The organism is Janthinobacterium sp. (assembly GCF_009923995.1).
Taxonomy (GTDB): Bacteria; Pseudomonadota; Gammaproteobacteria; order Burkholderiales; family Burkholderiaceae_D; genus Janthinobacterium.
The window spans coordinates 1-22,438 of record NZ_RFSK01000059.1; the positions used below are offsets into that span (position 1 = coordinate 1).

The window sequence follows — 22,438 nt, forward strand, 5'->3', positions numbered from 1 at the left end:
AAATCGTCGTGCTGGTTGTAGAAATCCTTCAGCGCGGGGTCCAGGTCGACCTTCTTCGGCAGCGCCTTGTTGCGCTGGTCCGAAATCGAGATGGGCTGGGCCGCCTTTTGCGCCTTCTTCCACGCCTTTTCAATCTCCGGATCCTTCGTGCTCACGCCGTACTCGCTGATGCCGTCGATGCTGATGTCGACCGCGTCGGTGGTATAGAACCAGCCGCGCCAGAACCAGTCCAGATCCGTGCCGGAAGCATCTTCCATGGTGCGGAAAAAATCGGCTGGCGTAGGCCGCTTGAATTTCCAGCGCTGCGCATACTGCCTGAAGGCGAAGTCGAACAGTTCCCGGCCGAGGATGGTCTCGCGCAGGATGTTGAGCGCCGTGGCCGGCTTGTCGTAGGCATTCGGCGACAACAGCAGCACCGACTCCGGATTGGTCATGATGGGGACCTGGTTCTGGCTGCGCATGTAGTCGACGATCTTGCGCGGCTCGCCATTCCAGGACGGGAAATGCTCTTCCCACGCCTGCTCGGCAAGGTATTGCAGGAAGGAGTTGAGCCCCTCGTCCATCCATGCCCACTGGCGCTCGTCCGAGTTGACGATCATGGGAAAATAATTGTGCCCCACCTCGTGAATGATCACGCCGATCAGGTCATATTTGGTGGCTTTCGAATACGTCAGCGCGCCCGTCTTTTTATCCTTTACGGGACGCCCGCCGTTAAAAGAAATCATCGGATACTCCATGCCGGCCACGGCGCCGTTGACGGAAATCGCCACCGGATACGGATAGTCGAAACTGTACTTGTTGTATTGTTCGATGGCGTGCGCCACGGCCCGCGTGCTGTACTGCTGCCACAGCGGGTTACCCTCGTTCGGATAATACGACATGGCCAGCACGCGCTTGCCGCCGCTGTCGAGTCCCTGCGCATCCCAGATGAACTTGCGGCTCGACGCCCATGCCACGTCGCGCACATTGGCCGCCTTGTAGTGCCAGGTTTTCGTTCCTGCCGCCTTGCCCTTTTCCGCCGCCAGCGCCTCTTCCGGCGTAATCACCAGCACTGGCGCGGCACTGCTCCTGGCTTTCGCAAGGCGCTCGCGCTGCGCCGCGCTCAGGACGGCGGCAGGATTCTGCAGCTCACCCGTGGCGGCCACCACGTGATCAGCCGGCACCGTCAGGTACAGTTCATAGTCGCCAAACTCCAGGGCGAATTCGCCCGTACCCAGGTACTGCTTGTTCTGCCAGCCGACGGCATCGTAGTAGGCCGCCATGCGGGGGAACCACTGCGCAATCTGGAATATGGTGTTCTTGTCGTCTGCAAAATACTCGTAGCCGGAGCGTTCGACCAGCACCTTCTGGTCGTTGATTTTATAGGACCAGCCGATATGAAAACTGATGCTCTGGCCCGGCGCCAGCGCCACCGGCAAATCGATGCGCAGCATGGTCTGGTTGATCACGTAATGCAGCGGCTTGCCGCCAGCCGACCTGACGCTGGCGAGATTGAAGCCGCCATCAAAGGTGCGGCCTTCCTGGATGGCGCGCCAGTCCTCGAATTTCAATGCCTCATCCTCGCTGCCACTGAGCCAGGCCTGGCGCGACGGCGCGCTCAATACGCGGCGCTGGTCCGCATCCTTGTGGATGCCATTCTGGTCCAGTTGCAGCCACAGATACGCCAGGCTGTCGGGCGAATGATTGTGATACGTGATCTGTTCGCTGGCCGTGATTGCGCGACGGTCTTCGTCGAGCGTGGCGCGGATGACGTAATCGGCGCGCTGCTGCCAGTAGGCGTGGCCCGGCGCGCCGGACGCCGTGCGGTAGGCTGTCGGCGTGGGCAGCAGCTCATCGAGCTGGCGGAACTTGTCGTCGAACGGCACGCCGGCGCACAGGCCGGGCAAGGTGGCAAGCAACAGACAACACAAGGCAAGCAAGCGGACGAAGACCGGCATGGCGTATTCCATCTGGGAGTCGTGGACAGAACTGCATTCTAAGTCGAGTCTGTTTGCAGGCTGATCATTGTTGTCGGCACCCCACACACCAGGGCAGGCAGCCGGCCGGTGCCACTGGCGCGAAAACAGGCATTGGCGTATGATGCGCCTCGAACATTGGGGAGTAGTCGTCCTGCGGTCCTGCCGCGGGAACCTGTATCAACATAATTGGCCCGCAGGCCATGGTGCAGGTGGTTGCAGAACTTGACGAGACCATTGATCCAGGGCGGCCGCATGGGCCGGAGTCGCCCGTGGATCATTGGTTAATTCGTCCGGCCCACGTACCTCTCGCACTCTCATGGAAGCATTCCTCATCTCCACCGGCATCGTCGGTCTCGCTGAAATCGGCGACAAAACCCAACTCCTGGCCTTTTTGCTGGCCGCCAAATTCCGCAAGCCCTTGCCCATCGTGCTGGCGATTTTCGTCGCCACCGTCGCCAACCACGCGTTTGCCGCCGCCGTCGGCGCCTGGATCACCAGCATGCTGGGGCCCGACGTGCTGCGCTGGGTGCTGGGCGTCTCCTTCCTGGCCATGGCCGCCTGGACCCTGATCCCCGACAAGCTCGATGAAGAGGACACCAAGCTGGCCAAGTATGGCGTCTTCCTGACCACCCTGATCGCCTTCTTCATGGCGGAAATGGGCGACAAGACGCAGGTGGCCACGGTGGCCCTGGCGGCGCGCTACCATGACATTTATTCGGTCGTGCTGGGCACCACCTTCGGCATGATGCTGGCCAACGTGCCGGCCGTGTACCTGGGCGACAAGATCGCCAACCGCGTGTCGCTGCGCCTGGTGCATGGCATCGCGGCACTGGTATTTGCCGTGCTGGGCGTGGCCACACTGCTGGGTGCGGGCGCGGCCCTGGGCTTCTGATGCCGCTTTAAAAATTTCTTATTTACAATGTTCATGTCGATATTTACAATACCGTCGACATGGATATTGGCGCGCTGACGCCGGCTGGTCAGCGCGCTTTTTTTAAGGAATGTATGCAGTTCAATGGAAAAATGGCGGCGCTGTGCCTGGCCGCTTGCGCCAGCCATCCCCACGCCGCCACGGCGGCCCCCGCGAACCGCCAGGCAGTGCCTGCCGCGCGGCAGCCCGGCCCTGAAGTCCGCACGCGTGACCTGCTGCTGTTCGGTGCAGGCCTGATCCTGCTGGCCGGCCGGCGCCGGCCCGAACACGAAACGTGGCAAGACTCCACGACAACGCTACAGCAGCAGTAGCACCGCATACTCGCGGCCTTCGTCGCGCAGGGCAATGCTGTCTCCAGCCTGCGCCACGCCATCGAGCGACAGCCCCACCGGCCGCCCCTGCGCCTTCTCCACCGTGATGGCATAGCTGCTGCCACCGAAACGGTAATGCAGCTTGAAGGTGTTCCATTCGGCCGGCATGTTCGGCACCACGCGCAGCATGTTCGCTTCGCGCGTCAAGCCGAGCAGGGATTCGACGATCAGGCGGTACAGCCAGCCCGACGAGCCCGTGTACCAGCTCCAGCCACCGCGTCCCACGTGGGGCGCCACGGCATACACGTCGGCCGTCACCACGTAAGGCTCGACCTTGTAGCGCGCCACCGCCTGCGCATCGCCCGCGTGGCGCACGGGGTTGATCATGCGCAGCAGCTCCCACGCCTTGTCACTCTCGCCCAGGCGCGCAAACGCCATCGCCGTCCAGATCGCCGCATGCGTGTACTGGCCGCCATTCTCGCGCACGCCAGGCACGTAACCACGGATATAGCCGGGATTCAGGCTGGATTTGTCGAATGGCGGATCGAGCAGCTGGATCACGCCCGAATCCCGCCGCACCAGACGGGCATCGACCTGGCGCATGGCGCCCGCGACGCGCTCCTTGTTGGCGGCGCCCGACAGCACGCCCCAGCTTTGCGAAATCGAATCGATCTGGCATTCCTCGTTCGTGTGCGAACCTAGCGGCGTACCGTCGTCGAAATACGCGCGCCGGTACCACTCGCCATCCCACGCATGTTCCTCGACATTGGCCGCCAGTTTCTCGGCTTCGTCGCGGCAGAACTGGGCGAAGACTGCATCGCCGCGCAGCACAGCCACTTCGGCAAAGCGCTGCAGCACTTCATACAGGAAGAAGGCCAGCCAGACGCTTTCGCCCTTGCCGTGTTCTCCGACCTTGTCCATGCCGTCGTTCCAGTCGCAGGAACCCATCAGCGGCAAGCCGTGCACGCCCAGGCGCAGGCCATGGCGGATGGCGCGCACGCAGTGTTCGTACAGGTCGGCCGACTCACCCGAACGCACGGGCAGGTCATAGTAGGAATCTTCTTCCGGCTTGACGGCGCGTCCCTCGATGAAGGGCGCCACCTCCGACAGCACATTGACGTCGCCCGTGGCGATCACGTAGCGGCAGACGGCCAGAGGCAGCCACAGGTAATCATCCGAGCAATGCGTACGCACGCCCCGGTCCGACGGCGGATGCCACCAGTGCTGTACGTCGCCCTCGACAAACTGGTGCGCCGCGCACAGCAGCAAATGGCCGCGCAGCAGCTGCGGTGCCGTGTGGATCATGGCCATCGCATCCTGCAACTGGTCGCGGAAACCGTAGGCGCCGCCCGACTGATAATAGCCGCTGCGCGCCCACAGGCGGCAGGCGATGGTCTGGTACATCAGCCAGCCATTGGCGATCACGTCCAGCGACGGGTCTGGCGTCTCGATGCGCACGGCGCCCAAGGTACCCTCCCAGTGCGCGCGCACCTTTTCCAGCGTGGCGCGCGCCGTTTCCTTGCCCGCATGGCGCTGCACCATGGTGCTGGCGTCGGCATTGCGGCGCCCGCCCACGCCAAGGATGAAGACGATTTCGCGCTCCTGTCCCGGCTGCAGCTCGAACGGCACCTGGATCGCCGCGCATGGGTCAAGCCCCGTGCCCGCCTTGCCCGACAGGCGCACGCGGCGCAGGGCCGCCGGCTGCGCCAGACTGCCATTGCGGCCGATGAATTCATTGCGGTCGCAGGTGATGGAACGGATGCTGGCATCCGTATTGAAAAAGCCGACCCGGCCGGAAAACTCCGTGTTGTAGTTATTGCGCGCAAACAGGGCGCCGCTGATCGTGTCGACCTCGGTGGCCACGTGCATGCCGGACTTGGCGCGCAGGTCGGCCAGCACCCATTCCACGTAACCCGTGACGGACAGGCGGCGCGGCACGCCGCTGTCGTTGCGCACCTTGACCACCGAATACTTGACGGCCGCATCCAGCGCCACATAGGTGCACAATTCGGTGGCGATGCCCCCTTCGCTATGCTCGAACACGCTGTAGCCGAAGCCGTGGCGCGTCACGTAATCGCCGCTGCCGCGTGCCGGCAACGAGGTGGGAGACCAGAAATGGCCACTCTGTTCGTCGCGCACGTAGAACGCTTCGCCGGACAGGTCCGACACGGGGTCGTTCTGCCATGGCGTGAGGCGGAATTCATGCGCATTCTCGCTCCAGGTATATGCCTGGCCGCCTTCGGACACCACCGTGCCGAATTGCGCATTGGCCAGCACGTTCGACCACGGCGCCGGTGTTTGCGTATCTTCGCCGGTGGTGATCACATATTCGCGGCCATCGGGCGTGAAACCGCCCAGGCCATTTTTCAGGATCAGCTCACGCGCCGGCGCGCGGTGCGGCACGCCGCCATGCACGCGCGTGGGGTCCTGCAGCAGCGGCGGCATGCGAAGTACGGGGCTGGGCGGACGCTTGACCTGTTCGGCCAGGGTGCCGCGCAAATCGCTGATGATGGCGCGCGCCACCGATTGCAGCAAGATGCGGTCTTCATTGGCAATCTGCTCGGCCAGGCGCACGAAAATGCCCCCCGGGCGGTCGATCGCCTGCGCATCGATGCCCGAGGCAATCAGGCCCATGATCTGGTCATGCAGCAGCTGGCGGTAGCCCGACTGCTCTTCGTACCAGATCACCAGGTCCACCACCAGCCCCTTCAGACGCCAGTAGGCGTGCGCCTGCACCATCTGGCGCGCCAGCTCGATGTTGGCGACATCGCGTATCTGCAGCAGCACGATGGGCAAGTCGCCCGAGATGGCGTATGCCCACAGGCCGGACTGGCCCCGCTGGTTCTTGATCAGGACACTGGCTTCGGCGCGCAGCGAGGCATTCGGATAGATCACCGCATTGGCCAGGCGCGCATACAGCTGTGCATCGGCCTCGCTGGCGTTGAGCTGGCGCAGCACCACCTGGCTGTGTGTCCAGGCAAGTTCGAACACGCGGTCGGCCAGGTGGCGGTCCTGGTATTTGTCGATCAGGTGCAGTGCCGCCTCGCGCTGCTCCACCATGCCGGTGACGCTGTCGACCGTGACCGCCTGGTCGGGTGCCAGGGTGATGACATAACGGATGGCCACGATGGGATCGAGCACAGAACCGTGGCCGCCGCCCAGCGGGCCGCCTTCCTGCAGCGCCTGCGGCAGCTGCGCCGTGTTGCCACGGCCGATGAAGCGCGCGCGGTCCGTCTCGAACGAGACCTCGTAGCGCTCCGCGTCATGCACCGTCATCACGTGCAGCAGCCACGGCATCTGCTCGTCCTTGGAGCGGGGACGGCGCGTGCACAGAATCGCATTTTCCTGGGCCAGGATTTCCGTCTGGACGAACAGTTTGCTGAAGGCCGGGTGGGCTGCGTCGGCCGCCGCCGGTGCCATTACCACTTCGGCAAAGCTGGTGATCTCGATGCGCCGCTGGCGGTTCGAATTATTGCTGATGCGCGTACGGCGGATTTCGATGTCATCCTCGGGTGAGACGACGATTTCCGTGTACAGATCGAGGCCATGGTCGGCGCGGCGGAACTCCGCCCTGCCCTCGGAAAAGATCACTTCGTATTTCTTTGGCTCGGCCAGGGTCGGCTGGTACATGGTGGACCAGACTTCACCGTCGTCGAGGTCGCGCAGGTAGCAGAAATTGCCCCAGTTATCGCGCGTGCTGTCCTCGCGCCAGCGCGTCACGGACAGATCCTTCCAGCGGCTGTAGCTGCCCCCCGCATTGCTCACCATGACGTGGTAGCGGCCATTCGACAGCAGCTGCGTTTCGGGCACGGCGCTGTTGGCCTGCGTGAGGATGCGCATCGGCATGGCCTGCTCCGGCGCGCCGCTGCGCAGTACGGCCAGTTCGGCCGTGTTCGAATAAAACGCACCCGCTTGCGGCGTACGTTCCTGCAGCACCAGCAAGGCCGATTGCAGCAGCGGATCGGATTCAAAACGACGCTGCATGGGGCGGTCGTGCAGCAGGTAGCTGAGGGCGAGAAAGCCCATGCCCTGGTGATGCACCATGAAGGAACGGATGACGGCGCTGGTCTGGCCGCGCGGCAGGCGCGCCGTGGTGAAGTCAATCGCTTCGAAAAAGCCGTAGCGTCCCATGTAGCCGGCCGCCTGCATGCGCTGCAGGTTCTGGCACGACGCTTCCGGCTGCACCATCAGGCCCATCATGCTGGCGTATGGCGCCACCACCAGGTCGTCTGCCAGACCCCGTTTCAAGCCCAGTCCCGGCACGCCGAAGGCCCGGTACTGGTAATTCAGGCTCGCATCGACCGTGTTGTAGCCGGACTCGGAAATCCCCCACGGCACGTCGCGCTGGCGGCCATAATCGATCTGCGCCTCGATGACGGAGTGATACGTCTGGTCGAGCAGGGTATTCGGATAGTTCGGCATCACCAGCAGCGGCATCAGGTACTCGAACATCGAGCCGCTCCACGACAGCAGCACGGGCTGACCCGCCACCATGCACAGCTGGCGACCGAGGGCAAACCAGTGCTCCTGCGGCAGCTGGCCCTGGGCGATGGCGATGAAGCTGGCCAGGCGCACTTCGGACGCCAGCAAGTCGTAGTAGCTGGGGTCGAGGCGCCGTTCGCTGACGTTGTAGCCGATGGCCAGCAGCTTGGTCGACGGGTTGTACAGGAAAGCATATTCGATCTGTGCAAAATCGCGCGCCTGGCCCGCAGCGTGGGCGATGTCGCGCATGTAGCGCCCCGCCTGTTCGCGGCCTTGTGCCAGCAGCGCGGCCAATTCGGGCGACGTGCCTTCCGGCGTCTCCAGATTCGCCAGCTCACGCAGCGTCGGCATGCGCATCCATGCCGCGTCAACGCCCGCCTGCGCAGCCCATGGCGCCAGCTGCAGCAGTTCCGCCAGCGCTGCACGGCACTGGCGCGCCAGTGCGCCTGTCCACATGGCCAGCTCGCCATCCTCGCTCTGCAAGGTCAGCGACAGCAGCGCGTCGGCCGCGCCATTCGCCGCGCCCAGGTAGGCGTGCCATTCGCCCAGGCTGGCCGGCGCCACCGGCGCCTGCAGCAAGGCCAGGTTGTCGCGCATGGCCTTGCCCTCGCCTTCGGCGGCGATGAACTCCTGCAGCACCTGCGCCGTCGTCCGGATGCCCTGCACGGTCTGCGCGCCGACGATGGGCGCGTCATACAGTTCCACCAGCCCGGGCTGCAAGGTCAGCAGATGGCCGGCCAGGTTGCCGCTGTCGACCGTCGAAATGTACATCGGCTGCAGCGCCTTGAGCGTCTGCGTGTCGTACCAGTTATAGAAGTGTCCCTGGAAGCGTTCCAGTTCGCCCATGGTGTGCAAGGTGGCGCGGCTGCGTTCGATCAGCTGGCCCATGGTGACATAGCCGAAATCGTAGGCCGTCAGGTTGGCCAGCAGGGCCAGGCCGATATTCGTCGGCGAGGTGCGGTGCGCTACCACCAGAGCAGGATGCTCCTGCATGTTATCGGGCGGCAGCCAGTGGTCGTCGGGACCGACGAAGGTGTCGAAGTAGGCCCAGGTCTTGCGCGCCACGCCATGCAGGAAGCGTCCCTGCTCGGCCGACAGGCGCGCCACGGCCCGTTCGATCGGGCGGCTGATCCACCAGGCAATGGCGGGTGCGGCCAACCACAGCAGCAGCACAACGGCGGCGGCTGGCAAGGCATCGGGGCGCCAGACCAGCAAGGCGCCAAAGGTGGCCAGCGCCAGCGCGGGCGAACACCACATGGCGCGCCAGCTGTCCGCCTGCGAGCCGGACGACGTATGCAGATTCGAAGCGCGCCAATCGAGCAGGTGCTTGTGCGACACGCCCAGGCGCCACAGGGTGCGCGCGATGGCGTCCAGGCTGATCCAGGCCTCGTACGGCAGGAAGACGAGCGTCAGCATGGCATGCGAGAACTGCACACCGCAGCGCCGCTCAAAAGCGGCCAGATGCTGGCGCCACAGGGTGTCGCGCGGTTTGCGCAGCAGGTCATACAAGGCCGAGAACACGGGCGGCAGGAAGATGATGGCCAGCACGGCCGCGCTCCAGAAGGCCACGTGCGGCAAAAAAACCCATACCAGCAGCAGGGACAAGGTGGTGGCCGGCGCCACGACGCTGCGGCGCAGATTGTCGAACAGCTTCCAGCGCGACAGCATCGACAGGGGATTGCGTTCGCGCTTGCCGGCGCGGCCCGGCACCCTGCCCAGCAGCCAGCCGATCAGCTGCCAGTCGCCGCGTATCCAGCGCTGGCGGCGGCTCACGTCGGCGTCGTAGCGGGCCGGATATTCCTCGTACAGCTCCGAGTCGCTGAGCAGGCCGGCGCGCAGGTAGCAGCCTTCCAGCAGGTCGTGGCTGAGGATTTTATTGTCGGGCAGGCGCTGGCCCAGCACGCGCTCGAACATGTCGAGGTCATAGATGCCCTTGCCGATGAAGGAGCCTTCATAAAACACATCCTGGTACAGGTCCGAGACGGTGCGCGTGTACGGGTCGATGCCCGGTTCGCCGCCGCACAGCAGCTCGTAGCGCGAAGCGTTCGCGCTGGGCAGCGCGACGGCCACGCGCGGCTGCAGGATGCCGTAGCCGGCCACCACGCGCGTGCCGGCCGCGTCCAGCACGGGGCGGTTCAGCGGGTGCATCATGGTGGCGATGAATTCGCGCGCCGCGTCGCGCGGCAGCAGGGTATCGGTGTCGAGCGTGATCACGTACTTGATGGTGCGCAGGCCGCGCAACTCGCCTTCCACCAGCGAGAATTTGTCGCGCGCGCCACCGCGCAGGAAAGCGTTCAGGTCGGACAACTTGCCGCGCTTGCGCTCCTGCCCCATCCACGCATTCTGCTGCGAATTCCACAGGCGCGGACGGTGCAGCAGCAGGAACGGTACCACATGGCCCAACTCTGCGCGATCGGCCGGCTCGCCGTTTTCCTTGAACTCGGCACCCTCCACGCGGTACTTGTCATTCAGGCCGCGGATGGTTTCCTGCGCCTGGCGCAGCAAGGCATCATCGCCGGGCAGGGTTTGCGCGTCCGCATCGACAAAGTCCGTCAGCAGGCAGAAACGCAGGTTCGGATCGCGGTTGGCCAGGTAGCGCACTTCCAGCGCTTCGCACAGGGCCGCCACGTTGTCCCGGCTGTAGATCAGGGTCGGCACGACCACGATGCCGCGCGCATCCGACGGAATGCCGGCCTGGTAATCCATGCGCGGCAACGGATGCGGCGACGTCATCAGGGTCGCCAGCCAGTTCACCACGGCCACCGCCAGCTGGCTGCTGCCCAGCAGCGCCAGCACGCCCAGCGCCACCAAGGGCCAGCCCTGCACGCCATGGCGCACGGCGCGCTCGAGCAGCAGCGCGCTCGTGGCCAGGGTGAGGAACGAGATCGCGCCCAGGTAGACGGCCAGCGGCGCGGCGCGTGCCGTCTGCTGCAGCGCCTCGACGAAGGGCAGCTTCGCACCGGCCTGCTTTTCCAGCACCAGTACGCCCCGTCCTACCAGGTAAAAGCCGATGTGGCCGCGGCGTACGTCATTGCCATTGCCGTGCGTGTGCGCCAGCTGCACCACCATCTCGGCCACCTCCACTTCGCTGCGCGCGCTGCGCTTGGCGATGCGTTCGATGGCGTGACGGTAGCTGTCGCGCGTGGCGAAATCCATCAGTCCATACGTGCCGGCCGGATCGAGGCGCAGGGTCTGTTCGACCACGCTCATGGTCTCGACGAATTCCTGCCAATCCATGGTGCCGAGAAAGCGCAGGCTGCCGATGCTGTTGGCGATCGATACCTGGTCGGCCGCCTGCTGCCCGATCTCGGACTGGATCTGCTGTTCGATGGTGAGGCCCGATTCGGCCAGCTTGTGCGTCAGCCACGACAGGGCCAGGGTGAGCGACGGGCTCTGCCCCTGCAGGCGGCGCGACAGTTCCGCCACGAAGGCGCTGGTGATGGGCGGATTCGAGCGCGCCATGTCGGCCACCAGCAGGATCAGGCCGCTGGGATTGCGCTCGGCGATCTCCGTCATCTGGTCGGCCCAGGTGTTGGCCAGGTCGCGCTGCATGCGGTCGTCGGCCACGCGCACGGCCACGCGGCGCAGGTTTTCGATCAGCGCCAGGCGCAGCATGATGGGCACGGCCCACAGTTCGCCCAAGGTGAGGGTGGCGACGTCCTGGTAGGCTTCGACGAAGTGGCACAGGTTTTCCAGGTCGACGCGGCCATCGCCATGCGAGATGATTTCCAGCGCAATTTTATACACGCGGGGGCAGCCCGCATCGGGACCCGACGTCAGGCGCGGCAGCTCCTTGCTGTAGTTCTTCGGCAGGTGGCGCCGCGTGGTGCGGATCTGCTCTTCGATCAGGTAGAAATTATCCAGCAGCCATTCCGATGCGGGCGTCACCTGGCGCCCGCTCTTGACGGTGGCCGTCAGTTCATTGACGGTGGCCGTGATCAGGGCCGCATTGTCGGCCAGGCGCGCCAGCAGGCGGTCGCGGCCATGATGCCGTCCCACCACATGGCCGGCGGCCACGTGCTTGCCATGGGCAGCCATCTGCATGGCACTGAATAATTCCGAACGCAGGGGCAAGGCATCGTCGCGCGCGGCGTCGAAGGTATCCTGTGCCAGGGTGGTGTCGCGGAAGATTTCCCTGACTCTGGAAAGCTGTTCCTTGATCTGTTGCGTGACGACTGCTGTGTACTCTTTCAACTTGGGCCTCGCTAGGTGCACGCAGGCAGCCGGCGGCCACTGTCACGCGGGCCCAGTCAGGAGAAACAAGATCGGACACTGGCGAAGACGGAAAGCGAAGCGCCGGAGCGTTGCGACGAATCTCAGGGTAGAGGGAGATTTTCTGAACTTCATCGTAGGGGCGCACTGCGCGCAAGACCGTGCGCTAGCGTACATACCGGGCGTTTTAGGGGCGTGCAAGCAAAGAAATCAGCACGCTGAACGGAAGAAAAATGCCGACAGGAAATGAACAGCGACAGGCAAAGGACGGCACCGCGCGCATCAGGACGCGGTGCCAGATTTCAAAAGGACAACTTCAGACTGCCTCAGGCCGCGATGGCCAGCGGATGGTGCGTGGCTTCCGCCATCGCCATGCCGCCGTTGAGCTGCCAGGCGGCGGCATGGCCCAGACGGCGCAGGCAGGCAGCGGCGCGCGCGCTGCGGTTGCCGCTGCGGCAGAAAAAGACCAGCGGGCGCTGTGGCTGCCCCAGCCATGCGTCGACCTGCCCTGCCAGGCGGCTCAGCGGCACGCTGCGCACTTCGCAGCCCTCGAACACCTGTCCCGTGCAAGCCGCGTGTTCATACGCCTCGCGCACGTCGACGAGGATGGCCTCCGGATGCTGGTGCAGGAAGGCCGGCAGGCCGGCCGCGTCCAGCTGCAGTTCGGCGCCGGCAAGCACGTCCCCCTGCAACGCGCGCACGGTGCTGCAGATGCTGCTGTCGTCGCCCGACGCGCACAGCACCGTGTCCGCCGTCACGAGTCCGGCAAGCCGCAAGGATGCGACAGCCTGCGGCGTCAGGGCACCGATGAAGGCAAAGCGCTGCTCCAGCAGGTACACATGCGTGTCCTGGCTGTCGCCGCACTCGATCCGGCGCAGGCGCTGCTGGCCCAGGGCCAGCTCGCCGTCGATGTCAAGGTGGCCCACTTGTTCCATATCCAGCTCCTGCAGCAGCGCCAGGCGCGCCACGCCGTGATCCACAGGCGGCGCCGTGTGCACGATGGCGCGCAAGGCCAGCTGCTGGCAACGGATGAAAGCGGCCAGGCGCGGCACCAGTGCGGCGGCGGGATCGATGACGACGCAACTGGCGCTGGCGGCATCGGCGAGCAACCAGGTGTTCTGGCCATCGACGCTCAGCTGAATTATGCCGTCCTGCGCGCCGTCCTGCGGCGACGGCGCCAGCGCCGACGGCAGCAGACAACTGCTGCGCAACGCTTCGCCGCAGCGCTCGATGCGCGCGCAGGCGGCGGCGATGGTCGCCGCGTCGATCAGAGGGCCGAACGACAGGCGGATGGCGGAACTGGCGCGCCACTGCGGCACGTGCATGGCTTCGAGCACATAGCTGGGCAGGGCCTTGGCGGCGGAGCAGGCGCTGCCCGAGCTGACGCGCACGCGCGCCGCGTCGAACAGGTCCAGCAGCTCTTTCGAGGACAGGCCCGGCACGGAAAAATTGAGCGTCGTCGGCAGCGACAAGTCGCCCGGCATGTTGAAGACGATGCCGGGGAACGCCTGTTCCAGGCTGGCCATCAGGCGCTCACGGAAAACGCTCAGCTCGGCGTGGCTGCGAAAGGTCGTCCCGTCTTCCAGCGCGGCCAGCACGGCGCCCAGGGCCGCGATGCCCGCCATGTTTTCCGTCCCCGAGCGCAGCCCCGCTTCCTGGCCGCCGCCCATCATCAAGGGCGTGAATGGCGCGCCCGCGCGCACGTACAGCATGCCGATACCTTTCGGGGCATACAGCTTGTGGCCGGAAAACGGCGCGTAGTCGATGCGCGTGGCGGCCAGGTTGAGTTTCAGCTTGCCCAGCGCCTGCACGCAGTCGACCATCCAGTAGGCGTCCGCGCCCCGTTCCTGCAGCAGTTGCGCGATGGCGGACAAATCGCTGACGACGCCCGTTTCATTGTTCGCCGCCATCGTGCACAGCATGGCGGCGTCGCCGATCAGCGCAGCGAGCGCCTGCAAGTCATGGCGCCCCTGCGCATCGACGGGCAGCTTGCGCACTTCCAGGTTCAGGCCCAGCAAACGGTTCCAGTGCGCCAGGCTTTCCGGCACGGCCTTGTGTTCGGTCGCGCCGTACAGCAGCAGGCTGCCGATGCGCTGACCCGCATCGCGCCGTTCGCGCAGCGCACACAGGGCCGACAAGACGGCCGTCTGGATGCCTTCGGTGGCGCCGCTGTTGAACATCAGCCGTCCCTCGCCCGCTCCCAGCAGGCGGCGCGCCCGCTGGCGCACGCCATCCATCATGGCCTTGGCCTGCAAGCCCGTCGCATGGGTGCTGCTGGGGTTGCCGAAGCCCTGCTCCATCGCCTGCCGGGCGGCGGCAACGGCGGCGGGCAGCACGCAGGTGGTGGCATTGCTGTCGAGGTAGATTTCTTTCATGATGGCAGTCTGGAGATTCTATAAAAGGGGCAGCGATAACGGCTGGAACGTATGGACAGTCTACCGGCGGGCACCCGTAAAGATATGCCAAAAGACACTGCAAAACAGGTAATATGCAGCATATTCATGCTACCCAATTGATAATCACAAAATGAATTCACCTACCGTGACCCTCGACAAGTTCGATTGCGCCATCCTGGCCGCCCTGCAGCAGGACGGCACCTTGTCGATCGCCGCCCTGAGCGAAAAAATCGGCTTGTCCAGTACGCCCTGCTGGAAGCGGGTCAAGCGGCTGGAGGAAGAGGGCTATATCGAGAGCCGCGTGGCCATCGTCAACCGGCAGAAGGTGGGCTTGCCCGTGACCGTGTTCGTCAGCGTGCGCACCGGGCAGCACGACGAGAAATGGCTGCGCCGCTTTGCCGCCGCCGTCATCGTCCTGCCCGAAGTCCAGGAATTTCACCGCATGAGCGGCGACATCGATTACCTGCTGAAAGTCGTCACCACCGACATCAAGGGCTACGACACCTTTTATAAAAAACTCATCAAGGCCGTGCAGCTGACGGGCGTGTCATCCGCCTTTTCCATGGAACAAATCAAGTGCAGCACGGAATTGCCGCTGGAATTGATCGCCCACGGCTTGCCTATCTGACGCATTTTCAGGCATCGCCGTTCATGCATGAAAAATTCACATGCTTGCCCGTTTTTTACGTTGCTGCATTGCAACATAAATTAACGAAAGGCAGCGACGCAAGGGCATGGCAGGAAGCGCTGCCGGTATACTGGCGCCTTGTCTGCCCGCCGCGCAGACCTTAGTCCAAGGTTCTCCATGTCACTGCTCCGCCGCCTCTCCATCCAGAAAAAATTGCTGTTCAGCATGGGCCTGTGCCTGCTGCTCTTCATGGCGATTTCCTCGTTCCTCAGCGTGCGCATGAGCAGCGATTACGTGCGCGAGCGCGTCGTCGGCCAGGAATTGCCGGCCCAGGTGGGCGAGATCCGCAACGACGTGCTGCGCCAGATCAGCCAGCCCCTGTCCGTGGTGCAGACCATGGCCAACGACGTCTACCTGCAAGACTGGGAAGACGCGGGCCTGCCCGACAGCGGCATCGCCACCTTCCAGCGCTACGCCACCGTCGTCAAGGACAAGAACAAGGCGGCCTCGATCAACTGGGCTTCCGCCAGCACGGGCAAGTATTTCACCGCCGATGGCTTGCTGCGCACCCTGGACAAGAACCAGGCCGCTGACCAATGGTTTTATCGCTTGCTGGCCGGCGACAAGGCGTACACGCTCGACATCGACAAGGCAGAAAACTCCAGCGACCTGATGCTGTATCTGAATGCGCGCGGCCAGACGGCGGGCGGCAGGCAGATCGCCGCCGGCCTGGGCCTGTCCATCAATGCACTGGCCGACACCATCCGCAGCTACAAGATCGGCCACACGGGCCATGTCTACCTCGTACGCGCCAACGGCGTCGTGCTGGTGCACCGCGACACGGCCCTGGCCGATGGCAAGCATCAGCTCAAGGAAATGCCCGGCATTGGCGAGGCCCTGAGCAAGAACCTGCTCACCGGCAACAAATACGCTTCTGCCATCTACGACGCGCCAGCGGGTCGCCAGTTCATCGCCGCCTCCTTCGTGCCGGAACTGAATCTGTATGTGATGGCGGAAGTGCCGGAGACGGAAGTGCTGGGCAATGTCACGCGCTCGGCCCTGATCGCCGCATTGTTCGCCGGCCTCGTTGGCGGCGGCATCGCCCTGTGCGTCATTTACGTCATCAGCCGCGCCATCGCCGCGCCCGTCGCGCGGGCGGCCGACATGCTCGGCGAGATCGCCAGCGGCAACGGCGACCTGAGCCGCCGCATGCCCGTCGAGTCGGAAGACGAAGTCGGTGCGCTGGCCGCCGCCTTCAACCGCTTCGTCGCGTCGCTGAACGTGACGATACGCGAAGTTCGCGACAGTACCGGCGCCATTGCGAGTGCATCGAGCCAGATCGCCTCGGGCAACCTGGACCTGTCGGCACGCACGGAAGCCCAGGCATCGAGCCTGGAAGAAACGGCTGCCGCGATGGAAGAGCTGACATCGACCGTGAAACAGAATGCGGATAACGCGCGCCAGGCCAACCAGTTGGTGGTATCGGCCTCGAGCCACGCCGTCAAGGGCGGCGAAGTGGTAGGCCAGGTGGTGCAGACGATGGGCGCAATTACGGAAAGTTCGCGCAAGATCGCCGACATTATCGGCGTGATCGATGGCATTGCCTTCCAGACCAATATTTTGGCGCTGAACGCGGCGGTGGAAGCGGCCCGTGCGGGCGAGCAGGGCCGCGGCTTTGCCGTGGTGGCCACGGAAGTGCGCAACCTGGCACAACGTTCGGCGGCGGCGGCGAAGGAAATCAAGGACCTGATCGTCGACTCCGGCAACAAGGTGGAAGCGGGCAGCAGGCTGGTCGATTCCGCCGGCGCCACCATGCAGGACATCGTCGTCTCCGTGCAGCGGGTCGCCGACCTGATGGGTGAAATCGCTTCGGCCAGCCAGGAGCAAAGCCAGGGCATCGCGCAAGTCAATGCCACGGTCACGCAGATGGATGATGCGACCCAGCAAAATGCGGCGCTGGTGGAAGAAGCGGCGGCCGCCGCCCAGTCCCTGCAGGATCAGGCCGGCCGGCTGGCACAGGTGGTCAGCGTCTTCAAACTGGATGAGTCGGGCCACGTAAGCGCACCGCAGGTCATGCCAGCCTCCACCGGCAAACCGGCGCGGCCCGCGGCCAGGCTCACCGCCCAGCCCGTAGCACCGGCCAGACCCGCCCCTGCGTTCAGCCGCAAGGCAGCGGCGGGCGAGGAGTGGGAAGAGTTTTAAGCGAACTGTTTAAGCGAACTAAATGGCCGGCGCCTTGACGCTGGCCGCTTGCTTGAAGAAATCATAAATGCCGCTCTCGCTCATGCGGCGGGCATTAGCCAGTTCGCCGCCCTTGGTGGCGTACAGTACCTGGTTGTTGTCGCTGGACACCAGCACGGCAGCCGGAATGCCCTTCTTCAAGGGATTGCCATAGGCGTGCGCCACGTCCAGGTTATGGTCAAAGTTGCCCACGTCGACCTTGACGACCTTGAATTGCTGCTGCATCAATTCTGCGTTTTTCCCCTCTTTCAAGGCCTTGTCGAGCGCGCGGCAATCCTCGCACCAGTTGGCGCCAAAGATCAGCAGCACGGGCACGTGGGCGGCCTTGGCCTCCGCCAGCGCATGGGCCACGTCGGCCTTGGCATCGGCCGCCGCGTTGTACGGCAAGTGCGGCGTGGCGACAGGGTTGCTCGGTGTTGGGGCGGCGGCAACGGCGGTGCCGGCCAGCAGCACACTGGCGAGAACGGTGGAAAGGATGGAAACGCGCATGCGGAGCTCCTGTGAAATCAGCGTGAGGCCGGCTGGACAGATGCCAGCGGGCATGACCATTTAGAATATGCCTGCTTGTCGGAAATATCTACAATTTAATTGCACTGTGCTTATACGAAAAACGCATAAGCCAAGCCTGGAGCATGCATCGAGCACCCAAGGCACCCTGCCCCAGCCCCTGTGGGATGCCGCGCGCATGCTGCGCAGCGCCCTCCCGGACGGTATCCCTCTCATGGCGTATTTCCCCGTGCTGGCCTTGCTGTACGAACACTTTTCCGATCGCCACCTCGCCGCCCTGTTGGCGCACGCCACGGGCAAGGATACGGCGCGGGTGCTCAATGACACCCCTGTCTGCGTCGGCAACAGGCCCGGCAGCGCCGCCGCCGAAGCCCTCAAGAAGTTGCTGGAGCAGCATGGCTTGCTGGCAATCCGCGCCGAAGACTAGTGCCATCCGGCAGCGAAACGGCACGCATGGGATAATGGCGGGCTTAACTGAGCAACGCGTCTGGAACGCGCCCTCCCCACCATGACGACTTCTTTCCTGGCACGCTGGCTGCCACAACCGAACAACGGCAGCCGCCGCGAACAATTGCGCGCCTGCGCGGGCGCCATCTGCGGCTTGCTGCTCACTGGCCTCATCTGCCATTTCCTGCTGGCTCCCGACAGTGCCAGCGTCTACCTGATCGCCCCTATGGGCGCCTCCGCCGTGCTGCTGTTCTGCCTGCCGGCCAGCCCGCTGGCGCAACCGTGGTCCGTGGTGGGCGGCAATGTCGTCTCCGGCCTGGTAGGCATGGCCTGCGTCAAATGGCTGGGACCCAGCGTGGGCGTGGCGGCGCTGGCCGCCTGCCTGGCCATCGGCGCCATGTTTGCCCTGCGCTGCCTGCATCCGCCAGGCGGGGCCGTCGCGCTCACCACCGTCGTGGGCGGCGCCAGCGTGCATGCGGCCGGCTTCGAGTTCGTCTTCATCACCGTGCTGTTCAATTCGGCCGTGCTGGTCGCCTGCGCCGTGCTGTACAACAACCTGACGGGACGCCGCTACCCGCATACCCAGCAACTGGCCACGCCGCATCCGCACGCCACCAGGGACGCGACTCCCAGCACGCGCCTGGGCTTTTCGCCGGACGACCTCGATGCCGTGCTGCGCCAGCACGGCGAAGTGCTCGACATCAGCCGCGATGATCTGCAAGCCATCTTCCTGCAAACGGAAATGCGCGCCTACCAGCGCCGCTTCGGCGTCGTCACCTGCGCCGACATCATGTCGAAAGACGTGCTCAGCGTGGAATTCGGCACGCCATTGGATATTGCCTGGCGCACCATGCGCGAGCACGACGTGGGTGCCCTGCCCGTCGTCAACCGGGCAAACAGGGTCATCGGCATCATCACGCAGACGGATTTTTTGCGCCATGGCGGCCTCGACGATTACCAGGGCATGCGCCAGCGCCTGCGCAGCCTGCTGCAGCGCAGCGGCCTCTCCCATAGCGACAAGCCGGAAGTGGTAGGCCAGCTGATGACGCCATCGCCGCACACGGCACGCCTGGGTACGCCCATCATCGACCTGGTGCCCCTGATGGCCGACGCCGGCTACCACCATATTCCCATCCTTGACGATGACGAACGGCTGGCCGGCATCATCAGCCAGTCCGACCTGATGGCGGCCTTATATGAAAGCCGCTTTGCCGAGGCGGCCGCATGACACCGTTCCCGGCGCTGCTGTCCGGCGCCGCTGGCGGACCGTCCGGCACGCCCGTCAGCGCACATTTCTTCGGCGCCCAGCTGCTCATCGATGCACCCCGTTTCTCCGTCGATGTGGCGCAGCTGGTCATCAGCGTGGGCGGCGTTGACGGCCCCGAACTGTTCCTGAACTGGCTTGACGGGCAAGGCCGGCAAGCATCGCTCAAGCCGCTGGGGATGGACGCCATCGCCATCGTCCTGCGCGAAGCGCCGCCGGCGCTGCAGCCGCAACTGCAACGCCTGTGGAACGAACGCCGGCGCAACCGGCGGCAAGTGTCGACCTGGCTGAGCGGCTTGACGGGCGCGGCCGTCGCGGCCGCCGCCCTGCTGTGGTGGCAGGGCGGCAACGCCGTCGGCGCGCTGGCGCACCTGATTCCCCTGTCGACGGAACAGCAGCTGGGCGAACTGGCCCTGTCGCAAGTACGCGCGCAGGGCGGCCTCAGCGACAGCGGCGCGGCACAGCAGACGGTGCAGGACATCGGCCAGAAGCTGACGGCCCGTTCGCGCTACGCCTACCGCTGGCTGGTCAAGAACGATGACAGCGTCAACGCCTTTGCCATGCCCGGTGGCATCATCGTCGTGCATACGGGCTTGCTGCGCCAGGCGGCCGACCCGGGAGAACTGGCCGGCGTCCTGGCGCATGAAGTCCAGCACGTGGAACAGCGTCATTCGCTACGGCAAATGATCAGCAGCCTGGGCTGGGGCGCGCTGGTGGGCGTGACCATCGGCGACATCAGTGCCGTGGCCGCCATGCTGGCGCACCAGGCGGGCACCCTGTATTTCAGCCGCGACATGGAGGAAGAAGCGGACCGGCTGGGTTTGCTCGCCTTGCAGCGCGCGCGCATCCGTCCCGACGGCATGCTGACTTTCTTCCAGAAACTCGGTGACGAGGACAAGACCAGCATGCCGGGCTGGATCTCGTCGCACCCGCAAACGGCAGCACGCGCCCAGCAGATTCGCGCGCGGATCGCCGCCACGCCCTGCCCCGCCTGCGTCCCGTTGGTCAGCAAGCACTGGCAGGCGATGAAGGCGGCCCTGCCGCCTACGGCAAAATAGCAACATTCCTCTCGCACAATTTATCCAAACGCGCTGGGCAATGGCGTATGCTTACGCCCCGGCTGCTCCTTCGCGACCGGCCATCCCGACCCGCTACGCCTCCGTTCATTCTCCTCCTTACAAAGGATATCGCGCATGAAGCATCGTTTTGCCGCCGGCACCCTCGGCACCCTGGCCGTTTCCCTGTTACTTGCCCATGCGCCCATGGCGCAAGCGGTCCAGCCCGCTGCCAAGGCAGCCGTCGCGCCCGCGGTCAGTGCCCCCAAGGCCAAGCAGCAGTTGCAAGTGCTGGCCGACCAGTATTACGATGCATCGGCCCGCTTCGATCCGATCAGTGCCACGGAGAGCGGCGACAACCGTTTTGACGACCAGCTCGGCTCGACCATCGTCCCCGCCGCGCGCGCGAAGCAATTTGCCCTGTACCGCCAGTACCAGAAAACGCTGCGCGCCATCCCGCGCGCGCAATTGGCCCAGCAGGATCAGATCAATTACGACATTCTCGACTATGAACTGGCCACGGCGCTGAGCTTCGAGCGCTTCCCCGAATACCTGCTGCCCCTGAACCAGATGGACAGCATGCCCGTCACCCTGGCCAATTATGCGGGCGGCGAGGCATCGCAGCCGCTGACCACGGTCAAGGAATATGACGCTTACCTGAGCCGTATCGGCCAGTTGCCGGGCTGGATAGACCAGGCCATCGCCAACATGAAGGTCGGCATGCAAAAAGGCATCGTACTGCCGAAGGCGCTGACGGAATCGGCATTGCCGCAATTCAAGAAACTCGTCAGTGCGACGCCGCAGGAGAGTGTCTACTACACTCCCATCAAGAACTTGCCAGCCGGCTTTTCGGATGCGGACAAGGCCCGCCTGACGCAAACGTACACCGTCATCATCCAGGCCAAGCTGATGCCGGCCCTGCAGCGCCTGGCCACCTTCATGGAGCAGGAGTACCTGCCGGCGGGCCGCAGCAGCAGCGGCTGGAGCGCCCTGCCCGATGGTGCCGCCTGGTACCAGGCGCGCGTGGCCAGCAGCACCACGACGGACATGCAGCCGGAGCAGATCCACGCCATCGGCTTGCGCGAAGTGGCGCGCATCCAGGAGCAATACGCCATCGTCGGACCGAAGATGGGCTACAACGGCCCGGCCGCCGGCTTGCCCGTGTGGGTCTCGGAGCAGGCGAAATACCGCCCGTTCAAGACGGAACAGGAAGTGCTGGACGTGTATCGCAAGCTGAACGTGCTGCTCGACAGCAAGTTGCCGGCCCTGTTCACCCTCGTGCCGAAAGCACCGCTGGACTTGCGTCTGGAACCTGAACTGAGCCGCGACACGGCCGCCGACCACTACACGGCCCCGGCCGCCGACGGATCGCGTCCCGGCGTGTTCTGGTCCGTCGTCACGGATCCGAAGCAATATGGCGACACGGGCATGACCACCCTGTTCCTGCACGAAGGCAAGCCGGGCCACCATTTCCACCTGGCGCTGGTGCAGGAGATGGACTTGCCGAACTTCCGCCGCTTCGGCGGCAACAATGCCTTCACGGAAGGCTGGGCCCTGTATGCGGAAACGCTGGGCAAGGAAATGGGCCTGTTCGACGATCCGGCCCAGTATTTCGGCCACTTGAACGACGAGATGCTGCGCGCCGTGCGCCTGGTGGTCGACACCGGCCTGCATTCCAAGGGCTGGACGCGCGAACAGACGATCAAATACATGCGCGACACCCTCGGCTACGACGCCGTGGCAAAAAGCGAAACGGAGCGCTACATGGCCTGGCCTGGCCAGGCGCTGGGCTACAAGATCGGCGCGCTGAAGATCGTGGAACTGCGCCAGCGGGCGCAAAAAGCCTTGGGCGACAAGTTCAGCCTGCCGAAGTTCCACGAAGTGGTACTCAGCGACGGTACCCTGCCCCTGAAACTGCTGGAAACCAAGGTCGACCGATGGATCGCGCAGCAGAAGTAAGACGCAACGCCTGACGGCAAAACGGCAGCACCTTGAGGGGCTGCCGT

General features: G+C 64.7%; 12 protein-coding genes and 1 riboswitch. Of the genes, 8 read left to right on the forward strand and 4 right to left on the reverse strand.

What is annotated here, in order from left to right:
- On the reverse strand, window positions 1-1,937 hold a 1,937-nt coding region (locus EBS11_RS22740), incomplete at its 3' end, for a M1 family metallopeptidase (protein ID WP_290606707.1).
- A 146-nt stretch (window positions 1,938-2,083) separates the two neighbouring features.
- Window positions 2,084-2,265, forward strand: a riboswitch (yybP-ykoY riboswitch).
- A 9-nt stretch (window positions 2,266-2,274) separates the two neighbouring features.
- On the opposite strand from EBS11_RS22740, the gene EBS11_RS22745 reads away from it, so the two are divergent.
- Together EBS11_RS22745 and EBS11_RS22750 are read left to right on the forward strand one after the other, a co-directional pair.
- Complete coding sequence (locus EBS11_RS22745; protein ID WP_290606709.1) at window positions 2,275-2,850, forward strand: TMEM165/GDT1 family protein; 576 nt, start codon at window positions 2,275-2,277, stop codon at window positions 2,848-2,850.
- Window positions 2,851-2,909: 59 nt separating this feature from the next.
- On the forward strand, window positions 2,910-3,200 hold the full coding sequence (locus EBS11_RS22750) for a hypothetical protein (RefSeq protein WP_290606711.1): 291 nt from the start codon (window positions 2,910-2,912) through the stop codon (window positions 3,198-3,200).
- Here EBS11_RS22750 and EBS11_RS22755 read toward each other — a convergent pair.
- Complete coding sequence (locus EBS11_RS22755; protein WP_365956004.1) at window positions 3,186-11,876, reverse strand: glucoamylase family protein; 8,691 nt, start codon at window positions 11,874-11,876, stop codon at window positions 3,186-3,188. The genes EBS11_RS22750 and EBS11_RS22755 overlap by 15 nt on opposite strands.
- Before the next feature lie 344 nt (window positions 11,877-12,220).
- Window positions 12,221-14,269, reverse strand: coding sequence for an aminotransferase class V-fold PLP-dependent enzyme (locus tag EBS11_RS22760; protein ID WP_290606713.1), 2,049 nt, complete (start codon window positions 14,267-14,269; stop codon window positions 12,221-12,223).
- Between the two features lie 151 nt (window positions 14,270-14,420).
- On the opposite strand from EBS11_RS22760, the gene EBS11_RS22765 reads away from it, so the two are divergent.
- Together EBS11_RS22765 and EBS11_RS22770 are read left to right on the forward strand one after the other, a co-directional pair.
- Window positions 14,421-14,918 carry an Lrp/AsnC family transcriptional regulator gene (locus EBS11_RS22765; protein WP_290606715.1) on the forward strand — a complete coding sequence of 166 codons (498 nt, stop codon included), beginning with the start codon at window positions 14,421-14,423 and terminating at the stop codon, window positions 14,916-14,918.
- Between the two features lie 177 nt (window positions 14,919-15,095).
- Complete coding sequence (locus tag EBS11_RS22770; protein WP_290606717.1) at window positions 15,096-17,120, forward strand: methyl-accepting chemotaxis protein; 2,025 nt, start codon at window positions 15,096-15,098, stop codon at window positions 17,118-17,120.
- Between the two features lie 18 nt (window positions 17,121-17,138).
- Here the strand turns inward: EBS11_RS22770 and EBS11_RS22775 are convergent, their stop codons facing one another.
- Window positions 17,139-17,648: a thioredoxin family protein gene (locus EBS11_RS22775; protein WP_290606719.1), complete on the reverse strand. Its 510-nt coding sequence runs from the start codon at window positions 17,646-17,648 to the stop codon at window positions 17,139-17,141.
- A 106-nt stretch (window positions 17,649-17,754) separates the two neighbouring features.
- Here EBS11_RS22775 and EBS11_RS22780 point away from each other — a divergent pair, with 106 nt between their 5' ends.
- The 4 genes from EBS11_RS22780 to EBS11_RS22795 all read left to right on the forward strand — a co-directional run bounded on the left by EBS11_RS22780 (window position 17,755) and on the right by EBS11_RS22795 (window position 22,391).
- On the forward strand, window positions 17,755-18,093 hold the full coding sequence (locus EBS11_RS22780) for a hypothetical protein (RefSeq protein ID WP_290606721.1): 339 nt from the start codon (window positions 17,755-17,757) through the stop codon (window positions 18,091-18,093).
- Between the two features lie 81 nt (window positions 18,094-18,174).
- On the forward strand, window positions 18,175-19,341 hold the full coding sequence (locus tag EBS11_RS22785; RefSeq protein ID WP_290606723.1) for an HPP family protein: 1,167 nt from the start codon (window positions 18,175-18,177) through the stop codon (window positions 19,339-19,341).
- A complete protein-coding gene (locus EBS11_RS22790) occupies window positions 19,338-20,435 on the forward strand; it encodes a M48 family metallopeptidase (protein ID WP_290606725.1) in 1,098 nt (365 codons plus the stop codon). The genes EBS11_RS22785 and EBS11_RS22790 overlap by 4 nt, the downstream gene beginning before the upstream one ends.
- A gap of 135 nt (window positions 20,436-20,570) precedes the next feature.
- Entirely contained in the window at window positions 20,571-22,391 is a 1,821-nt protein-coding gene (locus EBS11_RS22795; RefSeq protein ID WP_290606727.1) for a DUF885 domain-containing protein, read from the forward strand.
- Window positions 22,392-22,438 lie beyond the last annotated feature (47 nt).